The 20,967-nt window shown below is 68.7% G+C and carries 21 protein-coding genes; 11 read left to right on the top strand and 10 right to left on the bottom strand.

All coding sequences use genetic code 11. The annotated features are described in order from the left end of the window. The first annotated feature begins 23 nt into the window (after positions 1-23). Positions 24-2,675, top strand: a complete 2,652-nt coding sequence (hrpB, locus tag C9424_RS05065) for an ATP-dependent helicase HrpB (protein ID WP_116765809.1) — start codon at positions 24-26, stop codon at positions 2,673-2,675. 200 nt (positions 2,676-2,875) lie between these two features. After that, positions 2,876-4,099 (top strand): macrolide family glycosyltransferase, encoded by a 1,224-nt coding sequence (locus tag C9424_RS05060; RefSeq protein ID WP_202615774.1) that lies wholly within the window; start codon positions 2,876-2,878, stop codon positions 4,097-4,099. Here C9424_RS05060 and C9424_RS05055 read toward each other — a convergent pair. Continuing rightward, positions 4,096-4,797, bottom strand: a complete 702-nt coding sequence (locus C9424_RS05055) for an alpha/beta hydrolase family protein (RefSeq protein ID WP_116765807.1) — start codon at positions 4,795-4,797, stop codon at positions 4,096-4,098. The genes C9424_RS05060 and C9424_RS05055 overlap by 4 nt on opposite strands. Before the next feature lie 59 nt (positions 4,798-4,856). Here C9424_RS05055 and ligD point away from each other — a divergent pair, with 59 nt between their 5' ends. Both ligD and C9424_RS21625 read left to right on the top strand, forming a co-directional pair. Continuing rightward, the gene (gene ligD, locus C9424_RS05050; protein ID WP_116765806.1) at positions 4,857-5,879 is read left to right on the top strand and encodes a non-homologous end-joining DNA ligase; all 1,023 of its coding nucleotides are present in this window, start codon (positions 4,857-4,859) and stop codon (positions 5,877-5,879) included. 113 nt (positions 5,880-5,992) lie between these two features. Further along, complete coding sequence (locus C9424_RS21625; RefSeq protein ID WP_202615773.1) at positions 5,993-6,130, top strand: hypothetical protein; 138 nt, start codon at positions 5,993-5,995, stop codon at positions 6,128-6,130. Here C9424_RS21625 and C9424_RS05045 read toward each other — a convergent pair. Both C9424_RS05045 and C9424_RS05040 read right to left on the bottom strand, forming a co-directional pair. Beyond that, the gene (locus C9424_RS05045; RefSeq protein WP_133247476.1) at positions 6,120-6,485 is read right to left on the bottom strand and encodes a hypothetical protein; all 366 of its coding nucleotides are present in this window, start codon (positions 6,483-6,485) and stop codon (positions 6,120-6,122) included. The two genes, C9424_RS21625 and C9424_RS05045, sit on opposite strands and share 11 nt — an antisense overlap. Before the next feature lie 146 nt (positions 6,486-6,631). After that, positions 6,632-6,979: a hypothetical protein gene (locus tag C9424_RS05040; protein ID WP_116765804.1), complete on the bottom strand. Its 348-nt coding sequence runs from the start codon at positions 6,977-6,979 to the stop codon at positions 6,632-6,634. A 192-nt stretch (positions 6,980-7,171) separates the two neighbouring features. Here C9424_RS05040 and C9424_RS05035 point away from each other — a divergent pair, with 192 nt between their 5' ends. The 3 genes from C9424_RS05035 (at position 7,172) to C9424_RS05025 (ending at position 10,012) form a co-directional block, all read left to right on the top strand. Continuing rightward, complete coding sequence (locus C9424_RS05035; RefSeq protein WP_116765803.1) at positions 7,172-8,455, top strand: SAM-dependent methyltransferase; 1,284 nt, start codon at positions 7,172-7,174, stop codon at positions 8,453-8,455. A 124-nt stretch (positions 8,456-8,579) separates the two neighbouring features. Next, positions 8,580-9,614: a pirin family protein gene (locus C9424_RS05030; protein ID WP_116765802.1), complete on the top strand. Its 1,035-nt coding sequence runs from the start codon at positions 8,580-8,582 to the stop codon at positions 9,612-9,614. A 50-nt stretch (positions 9,615-9,664) separates the two neighbouring features. Continuing rightward, positions 9,665-10,012, top strand: a complete 348-nt coding sequence (locus C9424_RS05025) for a GNAT family N-acetyltransferase (protein WP_116765801.1) — start codon at positions 9,665-9,667, stop codon at positions 10,010-10,012. Between the two features lie 43 nt (positions 10,013-10,055). On the opposite strand, the gene C9424_RS05020 is transcribed toward C9424_RS05025, so the two are convergent. Then, the gene (locus C9424_RS05020; RefSeq protein ID WP_116765800.1) at positions 10,056-10,634 is read right to left on the bottom strand and encodes a TMEM175 family protein; all 579 of its coding nucleotides are present in this window, start codon (positions 10,632-10,634) and stop codon (positions 10,056-10,058) included. Positions 10,635-10,823: 189 nt separating this feature from the next. Continuing rightward, entirely contained in the window at positions 10,824-11,165 is a 342-nt protein-coding gene (locus tag C9424_RS05015; RefSeq protein ID WP_091248033.1) for a carboxymuconolactone decarboxylase family protein, read from the bottom strand. A gap of 323 nt (positions 11,166-11,488) precedes the next feature. On the opposite strand from C9424_RS05015, the gene C9424_RS05010 reads away from it, so the two are divergent. After that, positions 11,489-12,919, top strand: a complete 1,431-nt coding sequence (locus C9424_RS05010; protein ID WP_116765799.1) for a DUF2252 domain-containing protein — start codon at positions 11,489-11,491, stop codon at positions 12,917-12,919. Positions 12,920-13,001: 82 nt separating this feature from the next. Further along, on the top strand, positions 13,002-14,522 hold the full coding sequence (locus C9424_RS05005; protein ID WP_116765798.1) for an FAD-dependent oxidoreductase: 1,521 nt from the start codon (positions 13,002-13,004) through the stop codon (positions 14,520-14,522). Here the strand turns inward: C9424_RS05005 and C9424_RS05000 are convergent. From C9424_RS05000 to C9424_RS04990, 3 genes are all read right to left on the bottom strand, one after another. Further along, positions 14,487-15,266 (bottom strand): CDP-alcohol phosphatidyltransferase family protein, encoded by a 780-nt coding sequence (locus C9424_RS05000; RefSeq protein ID WP_202615772.1) that lies wholly within the window; start codon positions 15,264-15,266, stop codon positions 14,487-14,489. The two genes, C9424_RS05005 and C9424_RS05000, sit on opposite strands and share 36 nt — an antisense overlap. A 259-nt stretch (positions 15,267-15,525) precedes the next feature. Continuing rightward, entirely contained in the window at positions 15,526-15,936 is a 411-nt protein-coding gene (locus C9424_RS04995) for a hypothetical protein (RefSeq protein ID WP_202615771.1), read from the bottom strand. Positions 15,937-15,983: 47 nt separating this feature from the next. Continuing rightward, positions 15,984-16,382: a cupredoxin domain-containing protein gene (locus tag C9424_RS04990; protein WP_116765796.1), complete on the bottom strand. Its 399-nt coding sequence runs from the start codon at positions 16,380-16,382 to the stop codon at positions 15,984-15,986. Between the two features lie 224 nt (positions 16,383-16,606). Between C9424_RS04990 and C9424_RS04985 the strand changes: the two genes are divergently transcribed. Further along, the gene (locus tag C9424_RS04985; RefSeq protein WP_116765795.1) at positions 16,607-17,554 is read left to right on the top strand and encodes a cation diffusion facilitator family transporter; all 948 of its coding nucleotides are present in this window, start codon (positions 16,607-16,609) and stop codon (positions 17,552-17,554) included. A 13-nt stretch (positions 17,555-17,567) separates the two neighbouring features. On the opposite strand, the gene C9424_RS04980 is transcribed toward C9424_RS04985, so the two are convergent. Both C9424_RS04980 and C9424_RS04975 read right to left on the bottom strand, forming a co-directional pair. Next, positions 17,568-19,886, bottom strand: coding sequence for a putative bifunctional diguanylate cyclase/phosphodiesterase (locus tag C9424_RS04980; RefSeq protein WP_237563296.1), 2,319 nt, complete (start codon positions 19,884-19,886; stop codon positions 17,568-17,570). Between the two features lie 169 nt (positions 19,887-20,055). After that, positions 20,056-20,358, bottom strand: a complete 303-nt coding sequence (locus C9424_RS04975) for a DUF4193 domain-containing protein (RefSeq protein ID WP_091248015.1) — start codon at positions 20,356-20,358, stop codon at positions 20,056-20,058. Between the two features lie 284 nt (positions 20,359-20,642). Here C9424_RS04975 and C9424_RS04970 point away from each other — a divergent pair, with 284 nt between their 5' ends. Next, positions 20,643-20,888 carry a hypothetical protein gene (locus tag C9424_RS04970; protein WP_116765793.1) on the top strand — a complete coding sequence of 82 codons (246 nt, stop codon included), beginning with the start codon at positions 20,643-20,645 and terminating at the stop codon, positions 20,886-20,888. Positions 20,889-20,967 lie beyond the last annotated feature (79 nt).

Raw genomic sequence — 20,967 nt, 5'->3', positions numbered from 1 at the left:
TGAATAGCGGCGAGAATGGAGGAGTGACTTCCGCGACCCCGCCACTGGACCCGGCCCGCTCCACCGGCCTCTTTGACCTCGGCTTCATCGGGGCGGGACTGACCTTTGCCGAATCGCTGGGGGATCTCGCTTCGGCGCTCCAAGGCGGGGGTGCCGGGGCCTCCGCCGTGGTGCAGGCCCCTCCAGGCACGGGCAAGACGACGCTGGTCCCGCCGCTGCTCGCCAACATCGCGGCCGACGGGAAAAGAGGCCGGGGCGGGCGTCCAAGGATTGTCGTCACCCAGCCGCGCCGCGTCGCCGTCCGTTCGGCCGCACGGCGCCTGGCCTCCCTCGACGGCACCCGGCTCGGTGACCGTGTGGGCTACACCGTCCGCGGCGAACGCCAGACCGGTCCCGGCACGGTCATCGAATTCGTCACCCCGGGCATTTTGCTGCGCCGCCTCCTCGCTGACGCCGGACTTGAGGGCATCGACGCCGTGATCCTCGACGAGGTCCACGAACGCGGGCTCGAGACCGACCTCCTCGTCGGCATGCTCGCTGAAGTCCGCCAGCTGCGCGGCGACCTCACGATCGTCGCCATGTCGGCGACCCTTGACGCGCCCCGTTTCGCGGAACTGATCGGTGGCGCGGCGACGGGAAACGACGACGGCGGTCCGGCGCCTGTGGTGGACTGCCCCTCCGCGTTGTTCCCCCTCGACGTCCAATGGGCCCCCGCGGCGGCGCCGCGGCTGGACGAGCGGGGCGTGACCCGGGCTTTCCTGGACCACATGGCCGACACGGCAGCGGCGGGGCACGCCGCCGCGCTGGCTGCCGGACGGGACATTGATGCCTTGGTGTTCGTCCCGGGAGCGTGGGAGGTCTCCTACATTGCTGCCCGGCTGAGGGGCCGGAGCCGCGCGGAGGTCCTGGAACTCCACGGCCAGGCCGCCCCGGCAGAGCAGGACCGGGCCGTCTCCGGCCGCGAGCCCGGCGGGACCGCCCGGATCATCGTTTCCACGGCACTCGCCGAGTCCTCCCTCACGGTCCCGGGCGTCCGGCTGGTCATCGACTCCGGGCTGTCGCGCGAGCCCCGGCGTGATTCCAGCCGCGGGATGTCCGGCCTCGTGACGGTGTCCTGCTCCCGGGCGTCCGCGGAACAGCGCGCCGGCCGTGCCGCACGCCAGGGCCCGGGCACCGTGATCCGTTGTTACGACCAGAAAGCCTTTGGCGCCGCACCGGCCCACCAGACTCCGGAGATTGCGGCAGCAGACCTGACCGGTGCCGCCCTGCTCCTGGCATGTTGGGGAGCCCCAGGCGGCCTAGGACTGGCCCTGCCGGACGCGCCGCCCCGGGCCGCGATGGACGAGGCCGTTGAAGTGCTGCGGGAACTCGGCGCCGTGACGCCGGACGGCCACGCAACCGAGCTGGGCAAGCTCCTGGCCCGGGTCCCCACGGACCCCCGGCTGGCCCGTGCCCTGCTGGACGGCGCCCCGACGGTGGGCCACCGTACCGCGGCCGAGGCCGTGGCCCTGGTCTCGGGGGACCAGCGCGCCCCGGGCGCAGACCTCACGCGCCTTGTGGCCGCGCTGCGGTCCGGACGGGACCCCGGCTCCCGGCGCTGGGCGGAGGACGTCCGGCGGATGGAGGGGATCGCGCACCAGGAGTCATCCGGCGTCGTGCCTGCCGTGACGGTGGGCGCCGCGGAGGCGATCGGCTTCGTCGTCGCGCTGGCTTTCCCGGACCGTGTGGCGCGCCGCGTTCCGGGCGACGGGCCGGAGCGCTACCTGCTCACGTCCGGAACCCGGGCCGGGTTGCCGGCCGGCAGCCCGCTGTCCGGGCATGAGTGGCTTGGCGTGGCCGAAGTATCGCGCGCACAAGGGCGGGATGCCGCCGGCACCGGCGCCGTTATCCGCTCTGCTGCGCCGCTGACGGCGGACACCGCGGAGGCCGCCGCCCGCCACCTCCTGAGCGAAACGGTGGAGGCGACCTTTAGCCAGGGCAGGGTCTCGGCCCGCCGGGAACGCCGCCTGGGCGCGATCGTGCTTGCATCCACCCCGGTCCGGGCTTCTGCGGCGGAAGGCCGCGCGGCCGTGGCCCGTGCCCTGGCGAGCGAGGGGCTGGCGACCATCGGATGGTCGACGGCGGCAGAGGCGCTGCGCCGCCGTCTTGCCCTCCTTCACCGGGAGTTGGGCGGGCCCTGGCCGGACGTTTCCGAACCGGCGCTGCTGGCCCGGCTTGACGAGTGGCTGGCCCCGGAACTCGAGGCTTTGGCCGGCGGGGCGTCCACCGGCGGCATCGACCTCGCCGGACCGCTGAGCAGGCTGCTGCCGTGGCCCGAGGCGGACCGGCTGGGTGAATTGGTGCCGGAGTCCCTGGCGGTCCCCAGCGGATCCCGGATCCGGATCGACTACCCGAACGAGGACGACACCACGGGCCGGCCTGTCGTCGCCGTCAAGCTGCAGGAGTGCTTTGGCTGGGCCGAGACGCCACGGTTGGCAGACGGGCGCGTGCCGGTGCTGTTCCATTTGCTCTCCCCGGCCCGGCGACCCTTGGCCGTGACGGACGACCTCGCATCGTTCTGGTCCGGACCCTACGCCCAGGTCCGGGCGGAAATGCGCGGCCGCTATCCCAAGCATCCCTGGCCCGAAGACCCGTGGACGGCGCCCGCGACGGCCCGGACCAAGCCCCGAAACTGACGCCTGGGCTGACACAGGAGCCGGGACCTGTTGCCGGGCCGCGGCCCTCGCCCCGCGGCCCCTGGCGCCGCCCGGCACTCGCGCGGCAGGGGCAACAGGGGCATGATGAAGGAGGACGACGCCGGCGGACTGCCAGGCACGCGGGACGCCGCTCAAGTGGTCAATAAAGTGATCCCGGCAAGCGATGAAGAGTGATGGCCATGCATTTTGCGTTCGTCTCCATTCCCGCCCACGGACACGTGAACCCGACCCTGCCGCTGGTGGCGGAGCTTGTCCGCCGCGGGCACCGGGTCACGTACTTCACGTCGCCCGACTTCGAACAGCGAATCCGCAACGCCGGCGCGGACTTCCACGCTTCCGGCGGCAGCTGGCTGGCATCCATTCCTGCACTGGGGCCCGGGCAGCGCGCGCAGGCACACCTGATGCTGCCCATCATGAACCGTGTGTTCGAGGACCTCCGGTCCAGCTTCCCCGCCCTGGTGGACCGCCTCAGGCAGGACCCGCCCGACGCCGTCTGCTTCGACGCGATGACGCTCAGCGGCAGCATGGCGGCAGAAAAGATCGGGGCCCCGGCCATTGCCCTGATGCCCACCTACGCCACGAACGAGCACTTCTCGCTGCGATCGCTGATGCCGGCGCCGCCTCCGGGAGGCGCCGATGAGATGGCGAAAGTGGGGATGGCCATGGGCCGGCTGGTGGCGGAGTTCGCGGCCGAACAGGGCGTGCGGACGCCGCGGATGTTCGACGGTCCGCCGGCGCCGTTCAACATCGTGTTCCTGCCCCGCGAGTTCCAGCCCATGGGCGAGACCTTCGATGACCGATTCCGGTTTGTCGGACCGAGCATCGGCGGCCGGGACAATGACGGCGACTGGGTCCGCGAGGGAACCGGCCCGTTGCTGTTCATTTCGCTGGGGACCACCCCGCTGAACCGCCGGCCCGACTTCTTCCGGATGTGCGTGGACGCCTTCGCCGGCACCGACTGGGACGTCGCCATGGCCATCGGGGAACAGACCAGCCCGGCCGAGCTCGGGACCGTTCCGCCCAACGTCCGGTTCCGGCCGTTCTTCCCGCAAGTGCAGGTGCTCCGCGAGGCTGAGGTCTTCATCACCCACGCCGGCATGAATTCGACCATGGAGGCGCTGTACTTTGCCGTCCCCATGCTGGCCGTACCGCAGCAACCGGAACAGGCAGCCACCGCCCGCCGGCTTGAAGAACTGGGTCTGGGCCGGCGACTGGCGGCGGAGGACGTCACGCCGGAGGCGCTCCGCGACGGGGTCGACGCGCTCCGTGCCGATGCGCAGATCCGGCGGAATGTGGCCGCCATGAGCGAAATCGTCCGCAGCGCGGGAGGTGCCGCGGCCGCCGCCGACGCCATCGAAGCGCACGTGCGGCATGGAGCGGGCCGGTTCGGGACCGTCGGTTAGGGGAGCGGGAGCACGGGATTACCGCCGTGCACCGTGCCGTGCGTCTTGAGGAACCCAGCCACCGCGGACGCCAGCGACGCCCCCGCCTCGTCGGCGCTGCGCTTCGCCCCGGCGACGGCAAACGAGTGATCGCCACCCTCGTACCACTCCACGGTGGCGGACGTGCCGATCCTCGCTGCCACGGCCTCCAGCAGTTCCGGGGTGGCGAACGTGTCGCGGGTGCCCTGCAGGAAAAGCATGGGCAGCGTCAGCCCGTAGAGGTGCTCGTCGCGGAGTTTCTCCGGTTTCCCCGGCGGGTGCAGCGGATAGCCCAGGTACACCAGTCCCGCGGCGGGCATGCCTTCCGCCACCGCCATGGAGGCCATGCGTCCGCCGAACGACTTTCCGGCGGCCCACAGCGGCCTGTCGCCGGACCGGGACGCGGCGGCGCCCATGGCCGCCCGCCAGGCCGCGATTGCCGCCGGCGGCCGGTCCGGGAATTTCTTGCCGGCCTCGCGGTAGGGGAAGTTGAACCGCAGCGTTGCGATGCCCAGTGCGTTCAGGGCACGGGTGAAGCCCACCAGGAAAGGGTGGTCCATTCCCGCCCCGGCACCGTGGGCAACGACGAGGGTTGCGAAAGCGCCGTCGGGGTCTGCGAAGACGCCCGAGACGGCGGCATCGCCGACGTCGATGGTAATCGGGGACTCTGGGGTGCTCATGCGTCCATCATGCCGGGTTCGCTCTTCAATTGCCCACGTCACGTTGGTACGTTGTCCCCATGGCCAGGGAAGAAGCCCACCTTACTGTCAGCGGTCCGCACGGCGACCGGGAGATGAGGGTGTCGAGCCCGGGCAGGGTCCTCTGGCCCGGGCCGGGACTCACCAAACTGGACCTGGCCCGCTACCTGGTCGACGTCGGGGACGCCTTCCTGGCGGCTAACGGCGGCCGGCCGGTCACGCTCCAACGGTTCAAGGACACGGTGGACGGCGAACAGTTCTTCTCCAAGAACCCGCCCAAGGGCGCCCCGGAATTTGTCCGTTCGGTCGACGTCGTCTATCCCAGCGGGCGTTCGCATCCCCAACTGGTCATCGACGAAATCGCCGCCGCTGTGTGGGCGGTGCAGATGAATACGGTCGTGTTCCACCCCTGGGCCTCCCGGGCCGACAATCCGGACAATCCGGACGAGCTCCGGATCGATCTCGACCCGCAGCCCGGTACCCGGTTCGCCGAGGCTGTGCCGGTCGCACGGGAGCTGCGGCGTGTGCTGGCCGAGGCCGGGCTTGACGCGTTTATCAAGACCTCGGGAAGCCGGGGGATCCACGTCTTCGCCCCGATCGAACCCACCCGGGAGTTCCTGGACGTGCGCCATGCAGTCATCGCGGCAGCGCGCGAACTTGAGCGGCGCATGCCGGAGCAGGTCACCACCGCGTGGTGGAAGGAAGAACGCGGCGCCCGCATTTTCGTGGACTTCAACCAGGCCAACCGCGACCGCACCATGGCTGGAGCTTATAGTCCGCGGGCCCTCCCGCAGGCGACGGTGTCATGTCCGATCCGCTGGGAGGAGCTCGACGACGCTGATCCGAAAACCCTCACCATCGTTACCGTGCCGGAACGGCTCAAGATGGCCGGTGATCCGTGGGCCGACATGCATTCGAGCGCGGGCGCCGTCGACCTCCTCCTGGAGTGGTGGGAGCGGGACCTCGCGGCAGGGCTGGGCGAACTGCCGTTCCCGCCGGACTTTCCGAAGATGCCCGGGGAGCCGCCACGGGTGCAGCCCAGCCGGGCGCGCACCCAGGGCTGACGCAGCGGCGGTCCTATGGATTGGTTTCTCTCAGCGCGACCGCGTTGACTCCGGAATCGGGGCCGCCTCCGTGGCCATCCCATCCGGTCCGGCCGCCGTAGCGAATTACCGGCATGAGCAAGTCGGAGAAAAAGAACCTGCGGTATTGCGACTATTACTGCTTCATGTCGCTGAAGGATTTCGCGGCATGGGTCGAGTCCGACGACGACCAGGACCCCGCCATGTCCTACTCCACGCCGCCTACCACGTGAGGTCCTGCGCCTTGATCTCGTAGTGACCGTCACGCTCGGTAAACGTGGCCCGGTATCCGCGCTTGACCCCGTTGACCACCATCTGGCAGTCCGTATGCGTGTTCACCTTGATGTCCGGGAAGTTCTTGCATTCCACCGCGGAGATCGTAACCCCGGGATCCTTGGGCTTGGCGCGGGCCGTGATCCTCTCCGCCAGGATCTTGCCGCTGGTCTGCGGATCGAAGATCACCACCGTCGGCGGGGGAGTAGCCGTGACTGTGGTCGTTGGTCCCGGAGCGGCCGCGGGGGCGGCGCAGCCTGCCAGTAGAAGCACCCCGCCCATGGATGCCGCACACGCAGTTCTGAGATGCTTCATCGCCGACCATTTCCATCCGACGCACGTACACAGGCACGTTCATGGAGCTACCCGGGACCCGGGCTGCCACAAAGCACACGATGCCGTGCCCTGCTTGGGGAATCCTTGGGCCGGCCGCCGGGAGAAGCACTCGTCAGGCCACGGCGCTAACCGCGGGGGCGGACAGTCCGAAGAATGCCACGGATCGTAACGCCGACGGCGCACACGAGCGGAGCCAGCGCTACAAGCGCCACCACGGTGTTGGGACGGAACATCACGCGGCCGGAGGGACCCTTGGCATAAACGCCCAGCGGGAGCACAAAACCCCCACCGCCGCCGCCACTTCCGCCGCTCCCGGGCTGGCCGTCTTCCGGGGCGCTGCCGCCGCCGAAGCCGAACGACACGAGTGCTACGGGGATGAGCTCTTCCCCGGCGACAGTCGCGGCGGGGCCGTACGCCCTGGACACTCCCACATTCTTGAACGCGTCCACGAGGGACGAAAAGGACTCAGACATAGGACACACGATAGGCAACGGCCGCGTGGAGCGCCATAGCCGCCCGGCCCCGCCACCTGCGGCGGGACGCAATGCGGCGGGAAGTAATCGGGCCCTAGCTCTGGTTCCGGGCCGTGGCTTGCCCTTAGATTGGAGCAGGCGGGGGCACTGCCCAACCGTGGACATCGAGGCACCGGAATCGAGGCACTGGACATGAAAAAATCCACCACTGCGGCATCACGGCTCGCCGACGCGTTGGCAATCGTCCTTGGCACCGACAGGATTCCCCTACGGCTGCGGGCCTGGGACGGCACGGAAGCGGGCCCGGAGGACGCTCCGGTTGTTGTCTTCCGCTCCCGGCGGGCACTGCGCCGGATGCTCTGGTCGCCCGGGCAGCTGGGACTCAGCCGCGCCTACGTGGCCGGCGAAATCGACGCACCCGGTGATATTTTCGCAGCCTTCGCGGCCCTCAGCTCGGCCGGGAAATTTGCCGAGCCAGGACCGTTCCGGCCGCCGACTCCCGCCGAAGTCTACGCGCTGATCAGGACTGCCGTCCGGCTCGGCGCACTCGGACCAAACCCGGCGCCGCCCCCGGAGGAAGCCCGCGTGGGCCGGTACGGCCGGCGTCATTCCAAGGGCCGTGACGCCGCGGCCATCTCCCACCATTACGACGTCGGGAACGACTTCTACGCGCTCGTCCTGGGACCATCCATGGCCTACTCCTGTGCGGTCTGGGAATCGAAGGAGACCGGGCTTGACGCAGCCCAGGCCGCCAAACTCGACCTGGTCTGCCGCAAGTTGGGTCTCAAGCCCGGCATGCGCGTGCTGGATGTGGGGTGCGGCTGGGGCAGCTTCGCGCTGCACGCGGCGCAACATTATGGGGTCGACGTCGTCGGGGTGACGCTTTCGGTCGAACAGGCAGCCCTGGCCCGCAAACGGGCGGCGGACGCCGGCCTGACGGACCGGGTGGACATCCGTGTCCAGGACTACCGCGACGTCGACGACGGTCCGTACGACGCGATCAGCTCCATCGGCATGTCGGAGCACGTGGGACGCGAGCAGATCGGGCATTATGCTTCCCGGCTGCAGGATCTGCTCCGTCCGGGAGGCAGATTGCTCAACCACGCGATCTCCTGGAACGCCGGAGCGACCGCGCCGGACCCCGACTCCTTCATTCCCCGCTACGTCTTCCCCGACGGCGAGATGCTCAGCCTCACCGACATGGTCGCGGCACTTGAAACCGCGGGCCTGGAGGTGCTTGACGTCGAGGCCCTGCGGCAGCACTACGCCCTGACGCTCCGGGCCTGGGTGCGGAACCTTGAGGAGCACTGGGATGAGGCAGTCCGACTCGCAGGCGTGGGACGTGCGCGGGTGTGGCGGCTTTACATGGCAGCGAGTGCCCTCGGCTTCGAGGCGGGCATCACGGGCGTGAACCAGGTCCTGGTCCAGCGCCCGGGCGGCGAGGAACCGCCGTTGCGCCGCACGGCGTGGATCTGATGCCATGCCGCGGCGAACTCACGAGGCGGCGCGGCGACGAGGCCCGGCCACAGTCCGGCCACGGCCGGGACGCGGCGGCGTCCCGGCGGCTGACCCGCAGCCCGCGCGAGGCTAGGCTGACATCATGAGCAATACCGAAGTGGCGCCCCAGGAAATTCTCTGCGAAACGGACGCGAACTGCGCCGGCGTCGAACTGCTGGTTCCGCGGCAGGTCCCGCTGGGCGGCCCGCGTGCCATGGACGTCCGGCGCACTCTCCCGCAGCGCCAGCGGAGCCTCATCGGTGCTTGGTGCTTCCTGGACCACTACGGTCCGGACCGGGTAGGTGACTCCGGCGGCATGAAGGTCCCGCGCCACCCGCACACCGGGCTGCAGACCGTCAGCTGGCTTTTCACCGGGGAGATTGAACACCGGGACTCTGCCGGCTTCCACGCAGCCGTGCGGCCGGGTGAAGTGAACCTCATGACCGCCGGCCGCGGCATCAGCCACTCTGAATTTTCCACCCCGGACACAACCGTCCTGCACGGCGCGCAGCTGTGGGTGGCGCTGCCGGACTCGGCCCGCCACATGGCCCCCGGGTTCGAGCACTATCGCCCGGAACCCGTGAGCGGAACTGGCTGGACACTTCGTGTCTTCTTGGGTTCGCTCGGCGGGTCCGTCTCGCCTGTCACCACTCACACGCCCCTCGTCGGTGCGGAGCTGGTGCTCGAAGCGGGCGCGGAACTGACCCTCGACACGGATGCTTCCTTTGAACACGGCCTCCTACTGGACACGGGCTGCCTCAGCCTGGACGGGCACCCCGTCCCGAAAGACAACCTCGCATACCTGCCGGTCGGTCACGGGACCCTGACGCTGACAGCGGGCAGCGACGGCGCCCGCGTCCTCCTGATCGGCGGAGCACCGCTGGGCGAAAAGATTGTCATGTGGTGGAACTTCGTCGGGCGCAGCCACGAAGAGATTGTCGCCTACAGGACCCAGTGGCAGGCCGAGATCGGTGCCGGGACCGCTGCGCAGGACGGCGCCCATACCGACACCGGCCCGGCCGGTGCCGGGCCCGGCGGGGGAGACACGGAGTTGCGGTTCGGTTCATTCCCGCCGGGAGAGCCGGCGCCGCTCCCGGCCCCGGCCCTGCCGAATGCCCGCATCCGGCCGCGCGGCTGACTCGTGCTCGCCGGCAAGACCACCCGCTGCCCCCAACGAAGGAGACCATATTGGCCGCGATCACCATGAGGAACAACGCCGAGCGCAGCCGCTTCGAAATACTCGACGCCGGCGCCGTGATCGGCCAGGCCGCCTATGTGGACGACGTCGGGGCGGATCAGCGCATTTTCTATCACACGGTGATCAGCGAAGAATACGGTGGCCAGGGGCTGGCCGGGACGCTGGCCGCGCAGGCACTCGACGAGACCATCGCCGCGGGCCTCGTGATCGTTCCGGTGTGTCCGTTCATCAAGAAGTACCTTGGAAAGCACCCCGGCTATTCGGCCAACGTGGTGGCCCCCACTCCGGCACATCTGGAATTCCTGAGCGCCGCGCTGGCCCAACGCGTCCGGCAGTGACCCCGGCGAACGCCACCGTGCCTGCCGCTAAAGCGCCTGGCGCTCACGTATGCGCGAGGAACCGTTCCACCCGCCGGTCGGGGATGAGCCAGAGTGCGGCGACCGCCGCGTAGGTGGCGATCCCCAGGACAGGGTTCACAAAGGTCAGGGCCATCCCCGCGACGTACAGGGCCGGAGAACCCTTGCCCTTCCAGTCCCGTCCCATGGCCTCCTCCAGCGCGCCGCCCCGGCCCTGCTGACGGATCAGGGCCAGCTTCAGGATGTAGTACGCAATCGCCGCGAGCAGCAGGTTCAGCCCGTAAACCAGGACGGGCACCTGGGCCAGGCCCGCGTCATTGATCCAGCGCGTGGTGAACGGGAAGAGCGACAGCCAGAACAGCAGGTGCAGGTTGGCCCAGAGGACTCCACCGTTGATCCTGCCGGCTAGGTGCAGCATGTGGTGGTGGTTGTTCCAGTAGATTCCGACATAGACGAAGCTCAGCACGTAGCTGAGAAACGTAGGAAGCTCGTGGAGCAGGGCCGGCCACGTAGGTTCGGCCGGGACGTGCAGCTCCAGGACCATGATGGTGATTACGATGGCAAGCACGCCGTCGCTGAAGGCCTCCAGTCGGGTCTTGTTCACGGGGCCGCCTTCGATCGGGGCATCGTGGCCGATGCAGCGAGGGACTGCCGACGTCGTGACCTCTGCTTCGCAGGTACCGGGACCGCGCGTCCGCATTTCTGCGAGGAGTCTACCGGGAACCGGCCGGCGTCGGCCACGCTCCGCGAGCAGCCGCCCGGCGCTGAGCCCGACGGCGCCTGCGACGTAACCCTAGCCCTCGGGTTCTTCCGCGAGTTCTGCTTCGAGCTCGGCCTCGGCCATTTCGAGGGCGAAGCCCAGTGCACTGGCGAGGTTTCCGGAGGCCGCCACAATGCGGGGCGTCCCGACGATGGGGGCGACGGCAATCAGGACGCCTTGGACGTCCTCCAGGGTGATGCCGACTTCCATAGCGGTACCGGCATTGAGCAGATACGAAGCAGCCGGAGCGTCGACTGCCGCTAGGGCCGCGATCCGGGCCAGCATCAACTCCCGCGGATCGAGTGTGGAGCGTTCGAGCGATACGGCGGTGATATCGGCGAGGGTGCTGAGGACGGGGGTTTCTTCTTCGGCCATGGTGATGCCTCCATCTGGTTGCAATGGTTGAGTGCCGATTGGCGCGGCCAGTGCGGGCCGCTGCGACTCGGTATTAACCTAACGCGCGACATCGGGGGAGGACATCACCCGAAGGGCATGAGGCGACCGTCCGCCACCCGGTCGGGAGCAGACGGCGCTTTGTGGATGCGCTGCCGGAACCTTCGGCAGCGCGTTGACGAGGGGCCGTTTCGGGGCCAGAATCGCATTAACCTGAGCCGAGGCGCGTTTGTGCGCTCAGGAGGAACTTGCCCCGGCAACCAGTGCCGGTGGCGGTTCCTGACGTCAAAGGGAGGTCGCCGACCATGGCCAAAGTCAAGCACCGGAGCGTCGAGGAACGTGCTGCGAACGGCAAGGGGTACCGTAAGGACACGCCCGTCTCCAGCCACACGGGCTGGACACCCGCGCCGGACCGACCGGACCCGGTCGCGCTCCTGGAGGAACAGAACCTCACCCGCGAACAGGACCTCGTGCCGGTGCGTCACGGCCGGATGCTCGCGTCGCCGTTCACGTTCTACCGCGGTGCGGCCAAGATCATGGCCGCCGACCTGAAGGACACCCCGCGGGCAGGCCTGATCACCCAGTTGTGCGGGGACGCCCATCTGTCCAACTTTGGTGTGTTCGCCTCCCCGGAGCGGACCCTGCTGTTTGACCTCAACGACTTCGACGAGACCCTTCCGGGGCCGTTTGAGTACGACGTCAAGCGTATGGCCGCGAGTTTCACGATTGCGGCGCGGAACAACGCGTTCACCAAGGAGGAGACGCACGACGTGACCCTCACCGCCGTTCGGGCCTACCGGGAAGCGATGGCCCAATTCGCGCAGATGGGCACCCTGGATATCTGGTATGCACGCCTGTCCGAGGAACAACTGTTGGAAACCATTGACATGGCCGTGGCGACTCAGAAGGGCAAGGCCCTCAAGAAGGCGGCCCAGGGCATGGAGAAAACGGCGCGGGCGAATGTCGCGAAGGCGCGCACCCGCGACAGCCTGCAGGCACTGTCCAAGCTCGGCGAACTCGTCGACGGGCAGTACCGCATCGTCAGCCAGCCGCCGATCGTCATCCCTGCCCGGGAGCTCGGTGAGTCGCTTGGCGTGTCGGCCGATGAACTTCAGCACGTGATCCGTGAGCAGCTGCGGTCCTACCGGGCCTCGTTGCAGGACGACCGGCGTCACCTGCTGGAGCGCTTTGAAGTCATCGACGTCGCCCGCAAGGTCGTGGGCGTCGGCAGCGTCGGCACCCGGGCGTTTATCGCGCTGCTCCAGGGCCGCGATCAGCAGGATCCGTTGTTCCTGCAGGTCAAGGAGGCCACGCGGTCGGTGCTTGAGGACCACTTGCCGAAGAGCAAGTTCAAGCAGCCCGGTGAGCGCGTGGTGCAGGGGCAGCGGATGATGCAGGCCGCGAGCGACATCTTCCTGGGGTGGACCCGGGGAGCGCAGGACAACCGGTACCTGTACTGGCGCCAACTGCGCGATATGAAGGGCTCGGCCGTTGTGGAAGCGATGAAACCGCTGGGCATGAACCTGTATGCCAACGTATGCGGTTGGACGCTGGCACGGGCGCATGCCCGGTCCGGCGACCCGATTGCGATCGCCGCCTATTTGGGAAAGAGCGACAAGTTCGACGTCTCGATCACCGACTTCTCCGAGCGATACGCCGACCAGAACGACCAGGACTACCAGGCCTTCGCCGACGCCGTACATTCCGGCCGTTTGGAATCGATCGAGGGCCTTTAGGCCGACGGGAGAAATTGCGGGACGGCAAAGAGCATGCTCCCCCGAAGGCGGCGCCGTGAGTGAAAGACTCGCAGGACAACAGATGTCTCTCTGGGTTGCCACAGCCGGTGCCACCAGCTATCCGTCCCTGAACACGGATCTGGATGCCGACGTGGTGGTGGTCGGAGCAGGGATCGCCGGCCTGACCGCGGCGCTGGCCCTCAAACGGGCCGGGCACACCGTCGCCGTCCTCGAGGCCGCGCGCATCGGCACCGGAGTCACAGGGCACACCACCGGCAAGGTCACCTCGTTGCACCGCCTGGCCTACACCGAGCTCACGGACCGGCACGGCCCGGATGTCGCGCGCGCCTACGGGCAGGCCAACCAAGCCGCGATCGAACACATCGCGCGGGTGGTGGCGGAGGAAGGCATCGCCTGCGATTTCCGCAGGGTGTCCAACTACACCTACGCGGAATCCGACGACGCCCTCACCCGCGTCCGCGACGAAGCCGAACTGGCAGCTAGGCTGGGCCTTCCTTCGGTCTTCACCCCCGAGGTGCCGCTGCCGTTCGCTGTCCGGGGCGGGGTCCGGTTCGATCACCAGGCGCAGCTTCACGCGGTGAAGTACCTTCAAGGCCTCGCCCGCGCCGTCGAGGGAGGCGGGAGCCACGTCTTCGAGGACTCGCGCGTCACGTCGCTGCGCGATGGTGCGCCGGGCGTCGTCGAGACCGCGCGGGGCACAGCCCGGGCTCGGGAGGTCATCGTGGCCACCAACGTTCCGATCGGCGACGCCGGACTGTTTGCCGGTCGCTGCTACCTGCACCGGTCCTACATCGTTGCCGCCCCGGGGGCGCCGGAGCGTTTGGACGGGACCTTCATTAGCGTCGACGAACCGATGCGCTCTATCCTGGCGATCGACGTTGGCGGCGCGTCTTTTGTCCTCACCGGCGGCGAGGGGCACCGTGCCGCCGAACCTGGCGACACCCCCACCCGGTACCGCCGCCTGGAAGCATTCTCCCGTGACCGCCTCGGCACCGGAGACGTCAGTTTTCGATGGTCCACGCAGGATTCCATGCCGGTCGACGGGTTGCCCTACGTGGGACGCATGTCCCCGGACGCCGGACACCTTCATGTGATCACGGGGCTGCGCAAATGGGGCCTGACCAACGGCACTGCCGGAGCACTGATCCTGGCAGACACGCTCTCCGGCCGTCACAACCCCTGGGCGGCGGTGTTCGACAGCAACCGGACGGCTCCGGCCGGCCCTCCAGGGGCCGCCGGGCCGGCCGGCGGGGCAGGAGTTCTGCAGGCGGACCCCGGGAATCCGGAACCCAGGGGACAGACCGGCGTCGCCGGGCTCCGCCCGGGCGAAGGGACCGTTGTCGACGTCGACGGCGGGGCGACTGCTGTCTATGCCGCCGAATCCGGAAAGCTCCACGCCGTCTCAGCCATCTGCACGCACCTGGGCTGCACCGTGGAGTTCAACGCCGAGGACACGACGTGGGACTGTCCTTGCCACGGCTCCCGGTTTGCGACCGACGGCACGGTTATCCAGGGACCGGCGACCGAGAACCTCGCGGCGCGGCCTTCACCATCCCGTCCGGCTGGACCCGTTCCCGGCTGATTCCTCGGCCGTCCGGCCCGGCCGCCGTTCAGCGGCCGCGGCAGGGTTCGCGCGGGTAGTGTCCGCGCGGCGGAGCCGTTCAAGCCCCACGACGTCCCGGCCGAACGAATACACCAGCAGCCCAAGTGCCGCGCCCAGCGCCACGCTGCCCAGCCACACAGGGACGCCGGGCAGCAGGGCGAAAAGCAGCGCCGCGGGTTGGATGGCCCCGATCGCCTTGCGAAGGGTGCTGGACGGCAGCGGGATCTTCAGGGACGGCCGGAGCCATCCTGCGGCAAGGAACACGTAGTACATCAGGCCGATGCCCAACGGCCACGGGCCAAACGATCCCGCCGCCGCGCACGACAACACCAGAACCAGCGCGGCGTCGGTATCCGAATCCAGCCGCGCGCCCTCGGCCGTCGCGGACCCTGTCAGGCGGGCCACGCGTCCGTCCGCGGCATCAAGCAGGAACGCTGCCGTCCCCAGCACGACGATCAGTCCGTGGGCCCCGGGTCCTGTGAACAGGTCCCACGCCGTCACCGCGGCACAGCAGGCCACGACGGCTGCCCGGCCGAGGGTGACCCGGTCCGCGGGGGTCGAAAACCGCGGCACGCGGCGCAGCACGGAGCCGGCGGCCCGCACAATCACCGCGGCCCCGGCCACCAGCGCCAGCCACCAGAAAGCAGGATCAGCCACGAGCACGGTGCCAAGCCAGATCCCGGCGACCACATAGGCTGCGACGGCAGCTGCGGCATCGGCCACGGCCCGGCGGGCGCTGGTGCCTGCTGGCTGCCGCTCATGGTGAGACGTTGTTCCCTCGCGCTTCGTGCCCTTGTGTGCCGCGTCCTGTTCACATGATTTCAGACTGAACCACCCCGCCCACATGCTAGCAATTGCGGGGGCGGCCCTCCGGTTGCCCCGCGCGGGCGGCCTTGGTCGGCCCGCTCCCGGCCCTCGCTGGACCGCGATTCCGCGCCTCTGTGTCGAACCCTGAACGTCCGGCCGCCTACTCCCGCGCCGTTCAGGCGGAGGACCGGGCAGGCCGCCGGGGTGTCCGGCGCCCGGCCCGGGCGAAGCCGACGGCAGCCAGGACGGCTCCGGCGGCTTCGGCCACCGCACTCACCGTCTTCTCAAAAAACCAGACGGGATCGTACATAGCCGGGAAGGGACCAAAGGCAGGAATGTCCACGTAGCGGTACACGACCACCGCGATGAAGGCACTGAGCGAAACGACGAACGCGACGGCGTAGGCGGCCCGGCTCCCGCGCAGCAGGACGAACAGCCCGGCCAGGACGGCGGCGGCCGATTCCAGCAGGAAGAGGTTGCCCTGGCCGATCCCCGCGGAGTTTCCCGCCTGGTAGCCCGGGGCCAGGTGGATGTGGACGCCGGCGTCAATGAACAAGGCACCGGCCGTGAGGATACGCAACGTCATGCCGGTTCGGTGGACGACCACAGACTCCCCGGGGTGGCTTTGAGCGCTCATTTGACGATCAACACCCCGTGCATGCCCGGATGGAAAGTGCAGTGATAGGGGTAGGACCCGGGCTTGGTCGGAGCGGTGAAGGTGGCGGTGCCGCCGCCGCCTTTGACCTCCGTATCGAACGCTGCGCCCTCGTCGGCCGTGACTGTGTGCGCAGCGGTATCCATATTGGTGATGGCGACCGTCGCGCCGGGCGCCACGGTGAGCGGGTCGCCGAAGGCGAAGTCCTTGATCGTGATGGTGCCGGCGGCGGTGGCCGCCGTCGGACTGGCTCCGGAGCTGGAACCGGAAGCGGGCGCCGACGTCGTTGCCGGCATGCCGCCTCCGCCCGCGCACCCGCCGGTTCCGACCAGGATCAGAACCACCCACAGCGACGACAGCTTCCGGCCAGCCTTCATGGCGCACCACCCCGAATGGATTATGGGAAATGAGCGAATCTACGTATGCAATTCATTGTGCGCCTGCCGGGCCTGAATGGAACCTGCCCCGATGAATTGTTGCCGAATGGACCCGCGCCGCCACCGCCCGCTGCGTGCTGCTCCGCGGCATGCTGCCCGGGGTCCGGCCGGCGGGATAGCGTAGGGACTGCATGCATTCCAACCGCCGCAGGAGGCACGATCGCGTGAAGCGTAAGAAGTCCGGGCCGGTTTCGTTGACGGTGATCATTGCCTTTGCCGCGAACATCCTTGTTGCGGCAGCCAAGACCGCGGCCGCGCTCATCTCCGGTTCAGCGTCCATGACCGCCGAGGCAGCCCACTCCTGGGCCGACACCGGCAACCAGGTCTTCCTGCTCATCGCAGAACGGAAGGCCGCAAGGAAGAGGGACAGGTCTCACCCCATGGGCTACGGCCGCGAGGCCTACGTGTGGTCCATGATCGCCGCTTTCGGCCTGTTTACGGCCGGGGCCGTCGTGTCGGTGATGCACGGCATCCAGCAGCTCTTCACACCGGAGCCGGCCGGCGACTACGCGATCGCCTATGCGGTCCTGGCGGTCGCCTTTGTCCTCGAGGGCGTGTCCTTCACCCAGGCGTTCCGGCAGAGCCGGAAGGCCGCGCGCGAGCTGGACCGGAATACCCTGGAACAGGTCCTGAAGAGCTCCGATCCCACCCTGCGTGCCGTCTTTGCCGAGGACTCGGCCGCGCTGGTCGGCCTGCTCATCGCCTTCGCCGGGATGTTCCTGCACCAGGTCACCGGGTCTGCGGTGCCGGATGCCGTGGGGTCCATTCTGGTGGGCATCCTGCTGGCGGCAGTCGCCGTCGTGCTCATCGACCGCAACCGGCGCTTCCTCGTGGGCCAGGCAGTGACCAGCGATATTGAGGACAGCATGGCCCGGCGGCTCCTTGCACACCCGGAGATCGAGCGCATCACCTACCTGCACCTCGAGTTCGTTGGCCCGCGCAAGCTCTACGTTGTGGCGGCAGTGGACATGCAGGGGGACCAGCGGGAACACGATGTTGCCGTGGCCCTGCGCCGGGTTGAACGCGAACTCGAGGACCACGAAACAGTCGAGGAAGCGGTTCTGACACTCGCTACCGCGGACGAACCGTCGCTGGTCTTTCCCGCCGGTTAAGGATAGGGCTGCGCTAGAAATCTGCCGCCGATGCTGCCGCGCCGGCCGGTGGCTGCAGACGCGACCCCGAGGTCAGCAGTGCCTCAAGCACAGGGGACGGGCTGGGACTGGCCAAGAGGAAGCCCTGTCCCATGTCGCAGCCGAGCGAGCGCAGGAGACCGAGCTGCCCGGTGTCTTCGATGCCTTCGGCGATGACGGCCAGGTTCAGCTTCCGGGCCACTTCCAGAATGCCCTCAAGCATCGCCGCCGCCGGAGCGTCCCCGGGCAGTCCGGAGAGGAATGAACGGTCGATCTTGAGGATGTCCGCCGGCAGGACCGCCAGGGTGCTCAGCGACGAGAACCCGGTTCCGAAGTCGTCGATGGCGATGCGCACGCCGAAGCTCTTGAGCCGGTTGAGGGCGCCCACGCCGCCATCGGTGCTCGTGGCCAGGGCGGATTCGGTGACCTCGAGGATGACCTTGTCGGCCTGGGCGGCGGGCTGGGACAGGATCCGCTCGAGGGCCGCGAGGTTCCTGTCGCTGGACAACTGCAGCGTGGAGAGGTTCACCGAGACCCAGATGTCTGCGGGAGTGCCCGGGGAGCGGCGCCAGCCGGCGACATGCCGGGTGGCCGTGTCGAGCACCCAGGAGCCGATGGGGCCGATCTCGCCGGTTTCCTCCGCCAGGGGGATAAAGTCCGCAGGGGACAGCCGGCCGAGCGTCGGGTGTTCCCAGCGGACCAGGGCCTCCACGCCGACAATCCCGCCGGTCCGGAGATCAACCACCGGCTGGTAATCGAGGCGCAGCTGCCCGGCCTGCACGGCAGTGGCGAGATCGGCCCGGAGGGCGGCGCGGTAGGTCATTTCGTCGTAGCCCCGTGCATCGAAGAGCTGGTAGCGGCCCTTGCCGCCATGCTTGGCCATGTACATGGCGAAGTCTGCCTGCCGCATCAGCTCGGCCGGATCCGCTGTTGCGGCGGTACGCTGCGCGGCTCCCATGCTGACCGTTACCTTGAGCCTGACCTCGTCGATCGAGAACGGCGCCCGCAGGGCATCCTGGATCCGTCCGGCGACGTCGTCCGTGGCCGTGCCGGCGTCGTCCAGGACGACGATCGCGAATTCATCGCCGCCCAGCCGGGCGACGAGGTCATGACCGCGGACGCAGCTCCGCAACCGTTGGGCGAGCTGAATGAGCAGCGCGTCGCCGCCTTCATGGCCGAGTGAGTCGTTGACATCCTTGAAGTCGTCGACGTCGATGATCAACAGGCCCTCGTGCGGGCCCCCATGCCCGGTGCGTGCATTGTCGGTGTGAACGTTCCGGGCGTCCGCATTCTTGGAGTCCGCATTGTTGATGTCCGGGCCAAACGCGGCAGCGAGGCGTTCGGTGACGACCGCCCGGTTGGCCAGCCCCGTGAGGGGATCATGCGTGGCCCGGAAAGTCAGTTCCAAGTGGCTGTCGTGCACCGTGGCGGCCATGGAATTGAAGGCCTCCGCCAACTGGCCCAGCTCGTCATTGCGGACAACGGTGATCCTGTGGCTGTAGTCGCCGGCCTGCAGCTTCAGGACCCCCTGGTACAACCCCTCGATGGGGCGCATCAGGTATTTGGTCATCCGGCGTCGGAAGTAGAACACGCCGACGGCGGCCAGCGCAAAGAGAGCCGTCCGGCCGGCCACCACCATCTGCTGGAGCTGGGCGCCATAGGCGACGCCGTCGTCGAGCGCGTCCAGGGAGGCGCGACGGATGTCGGCCAGCAGCGCGCGCGCCGTGGTCCCGGAGGCGGCGAATGCCGGGACCTCAGCCACGTGGTTGCCGTGCAGGACGGACACCTGGCTGCCCCAGAGACCGTGCGCCGACAGTCCCTCCTGCCACGAAGCGCGAGCCTCGCGGAGTGTGGACCGCATGCCGTGTTCGTCCGGCAGCATCACCGAGGCCGCATCGAACCGGGCGGAGATATCCTCTTGCTGCTGCAGGAAGGCCGAGGTATCTACGGGCGCCGAGGACAACAGTTGCAGGCCGGCTTGTTCGTGGGCGTCAAGATCGGTCCGCAACTCGGCGATCGCTTCGGACTCGACGCGGTGCTGGGCGGCGGCCCGCTGGATCTGATCCGTGACAACACGCACGCCCACCACGGTTGCCGCGGCCCCGGCGAGCAGGGCCAGCAGCATCAGCATGAACGCCCGGGACCATTCGCGCTTCAGGCTCCCGGTGCGGGCAGGCCGACGGCGGCGCCTTCGACGGCCGGTGCGTCCCGCGGCGGCCACGGCAGCGCCGCCGGAAGGCCCCGGCGTGGTGGCAGCGGCGTTCGACGGCGACGCAACAGTTGGGTCCGCCAACTTGCTGTTGGAGTCACTCATGGGGTCAGCCTCCGGCCACGTGCCGGCACTCGCCGCATCGTCAATCAGGAGCGTAGCCGAAGGCGCCCCGACGGGTCATGTCCGGCTGCTTCCCGACACTATTGTGAAGCGTGTGACAGAAGTGCAGTGGGAGGACGACCGTCACGGTCACGCGCCGTCTCGCCGGGGGTTAGCTGAGGCAGTCCGCGCAGTACGCGTGCCCGTCCTTCTCCTTGGCGAGCTGGGACCGGTGCCGGACGAGGAAACAGGAATAGCAGGTGAACTCATCCTCTTTCTGCGGGATGACCGTGACGGTCAGCTCCTCGCCGGACAAGTCCGCACCCGGGAGCTCTACGCCCTCGGAGGTATCGGCCTCGTCGAGCTCGCGGACGACGCTCCGCGCATCGGGCGCGTTCGCCGAACGGAGAGCCTCGAGGGAAGCGTTACGAGATTCCGCAACGTCGGAGCGTACTTCGTCATAATCGGTTGCCACCTGGTGGTACTCATTTCCGTTGCTGGGTGTGTGATCGGGAGCCTCTGACGGATCTCCGGGATTGAACGGTACAGCATTACACCGGGTGAATGCTGGGGACAGGGGGAGTCGCGGCAGTGACGCTCGTGACACCCGGCGGAAGCAGCCTGCCCCGCGGCCCTTCCACTTCGTTCGCTACTGGTCACACTGGCGTCATGTGCCGTTCATTTGCGTGCCCTAGCCTGAATCCTTAGGGACCATCCAGCACGGGCACCATCCGCTTCATCCGCCGGGAGGGATTTACCATGGCCGACATCGCTGCAGTGCTGGGACGGCTCACGCCGGACGAACTCGACGAATTGCGGTCCCTCGGTCCCAACGGGCACCTGACCCGACGCCTTACCGATGCCCTCGATCGCGCGGCAGGCGGTCCCGGGGCCGGGCGCGGCTACTACGTCCCCAACGGGAGCGTCAGTTCCACCGGAGGCCCGCACGTGATTCTGCGCAGCGACGTGTCAGGTTGGCTGTTCGGGCCGGCCCGGCCGGCTTAGCGGGCGACGGCTCGTATCGCGCGCGTGCCCAGGCCGTGCGCCGGGACACGCAGGATTCTCCACCCAGACCTGCCCGCGA

The organism is Arthrobacter sp. H-02-3, assembly GCF_003097355.1.
Taxonomy (GTDB): domain Bacteria; phylum Actinomycetota; class Actinomycetes; order Actinomycetales; family Micrococcaceae; genus Arthrobacter; species Arthrobacter humicola.
Note: the sequence above shows the minus strand (reverse complement) of the source record. Positions and strands in the feature narration are given on the sequence as shown.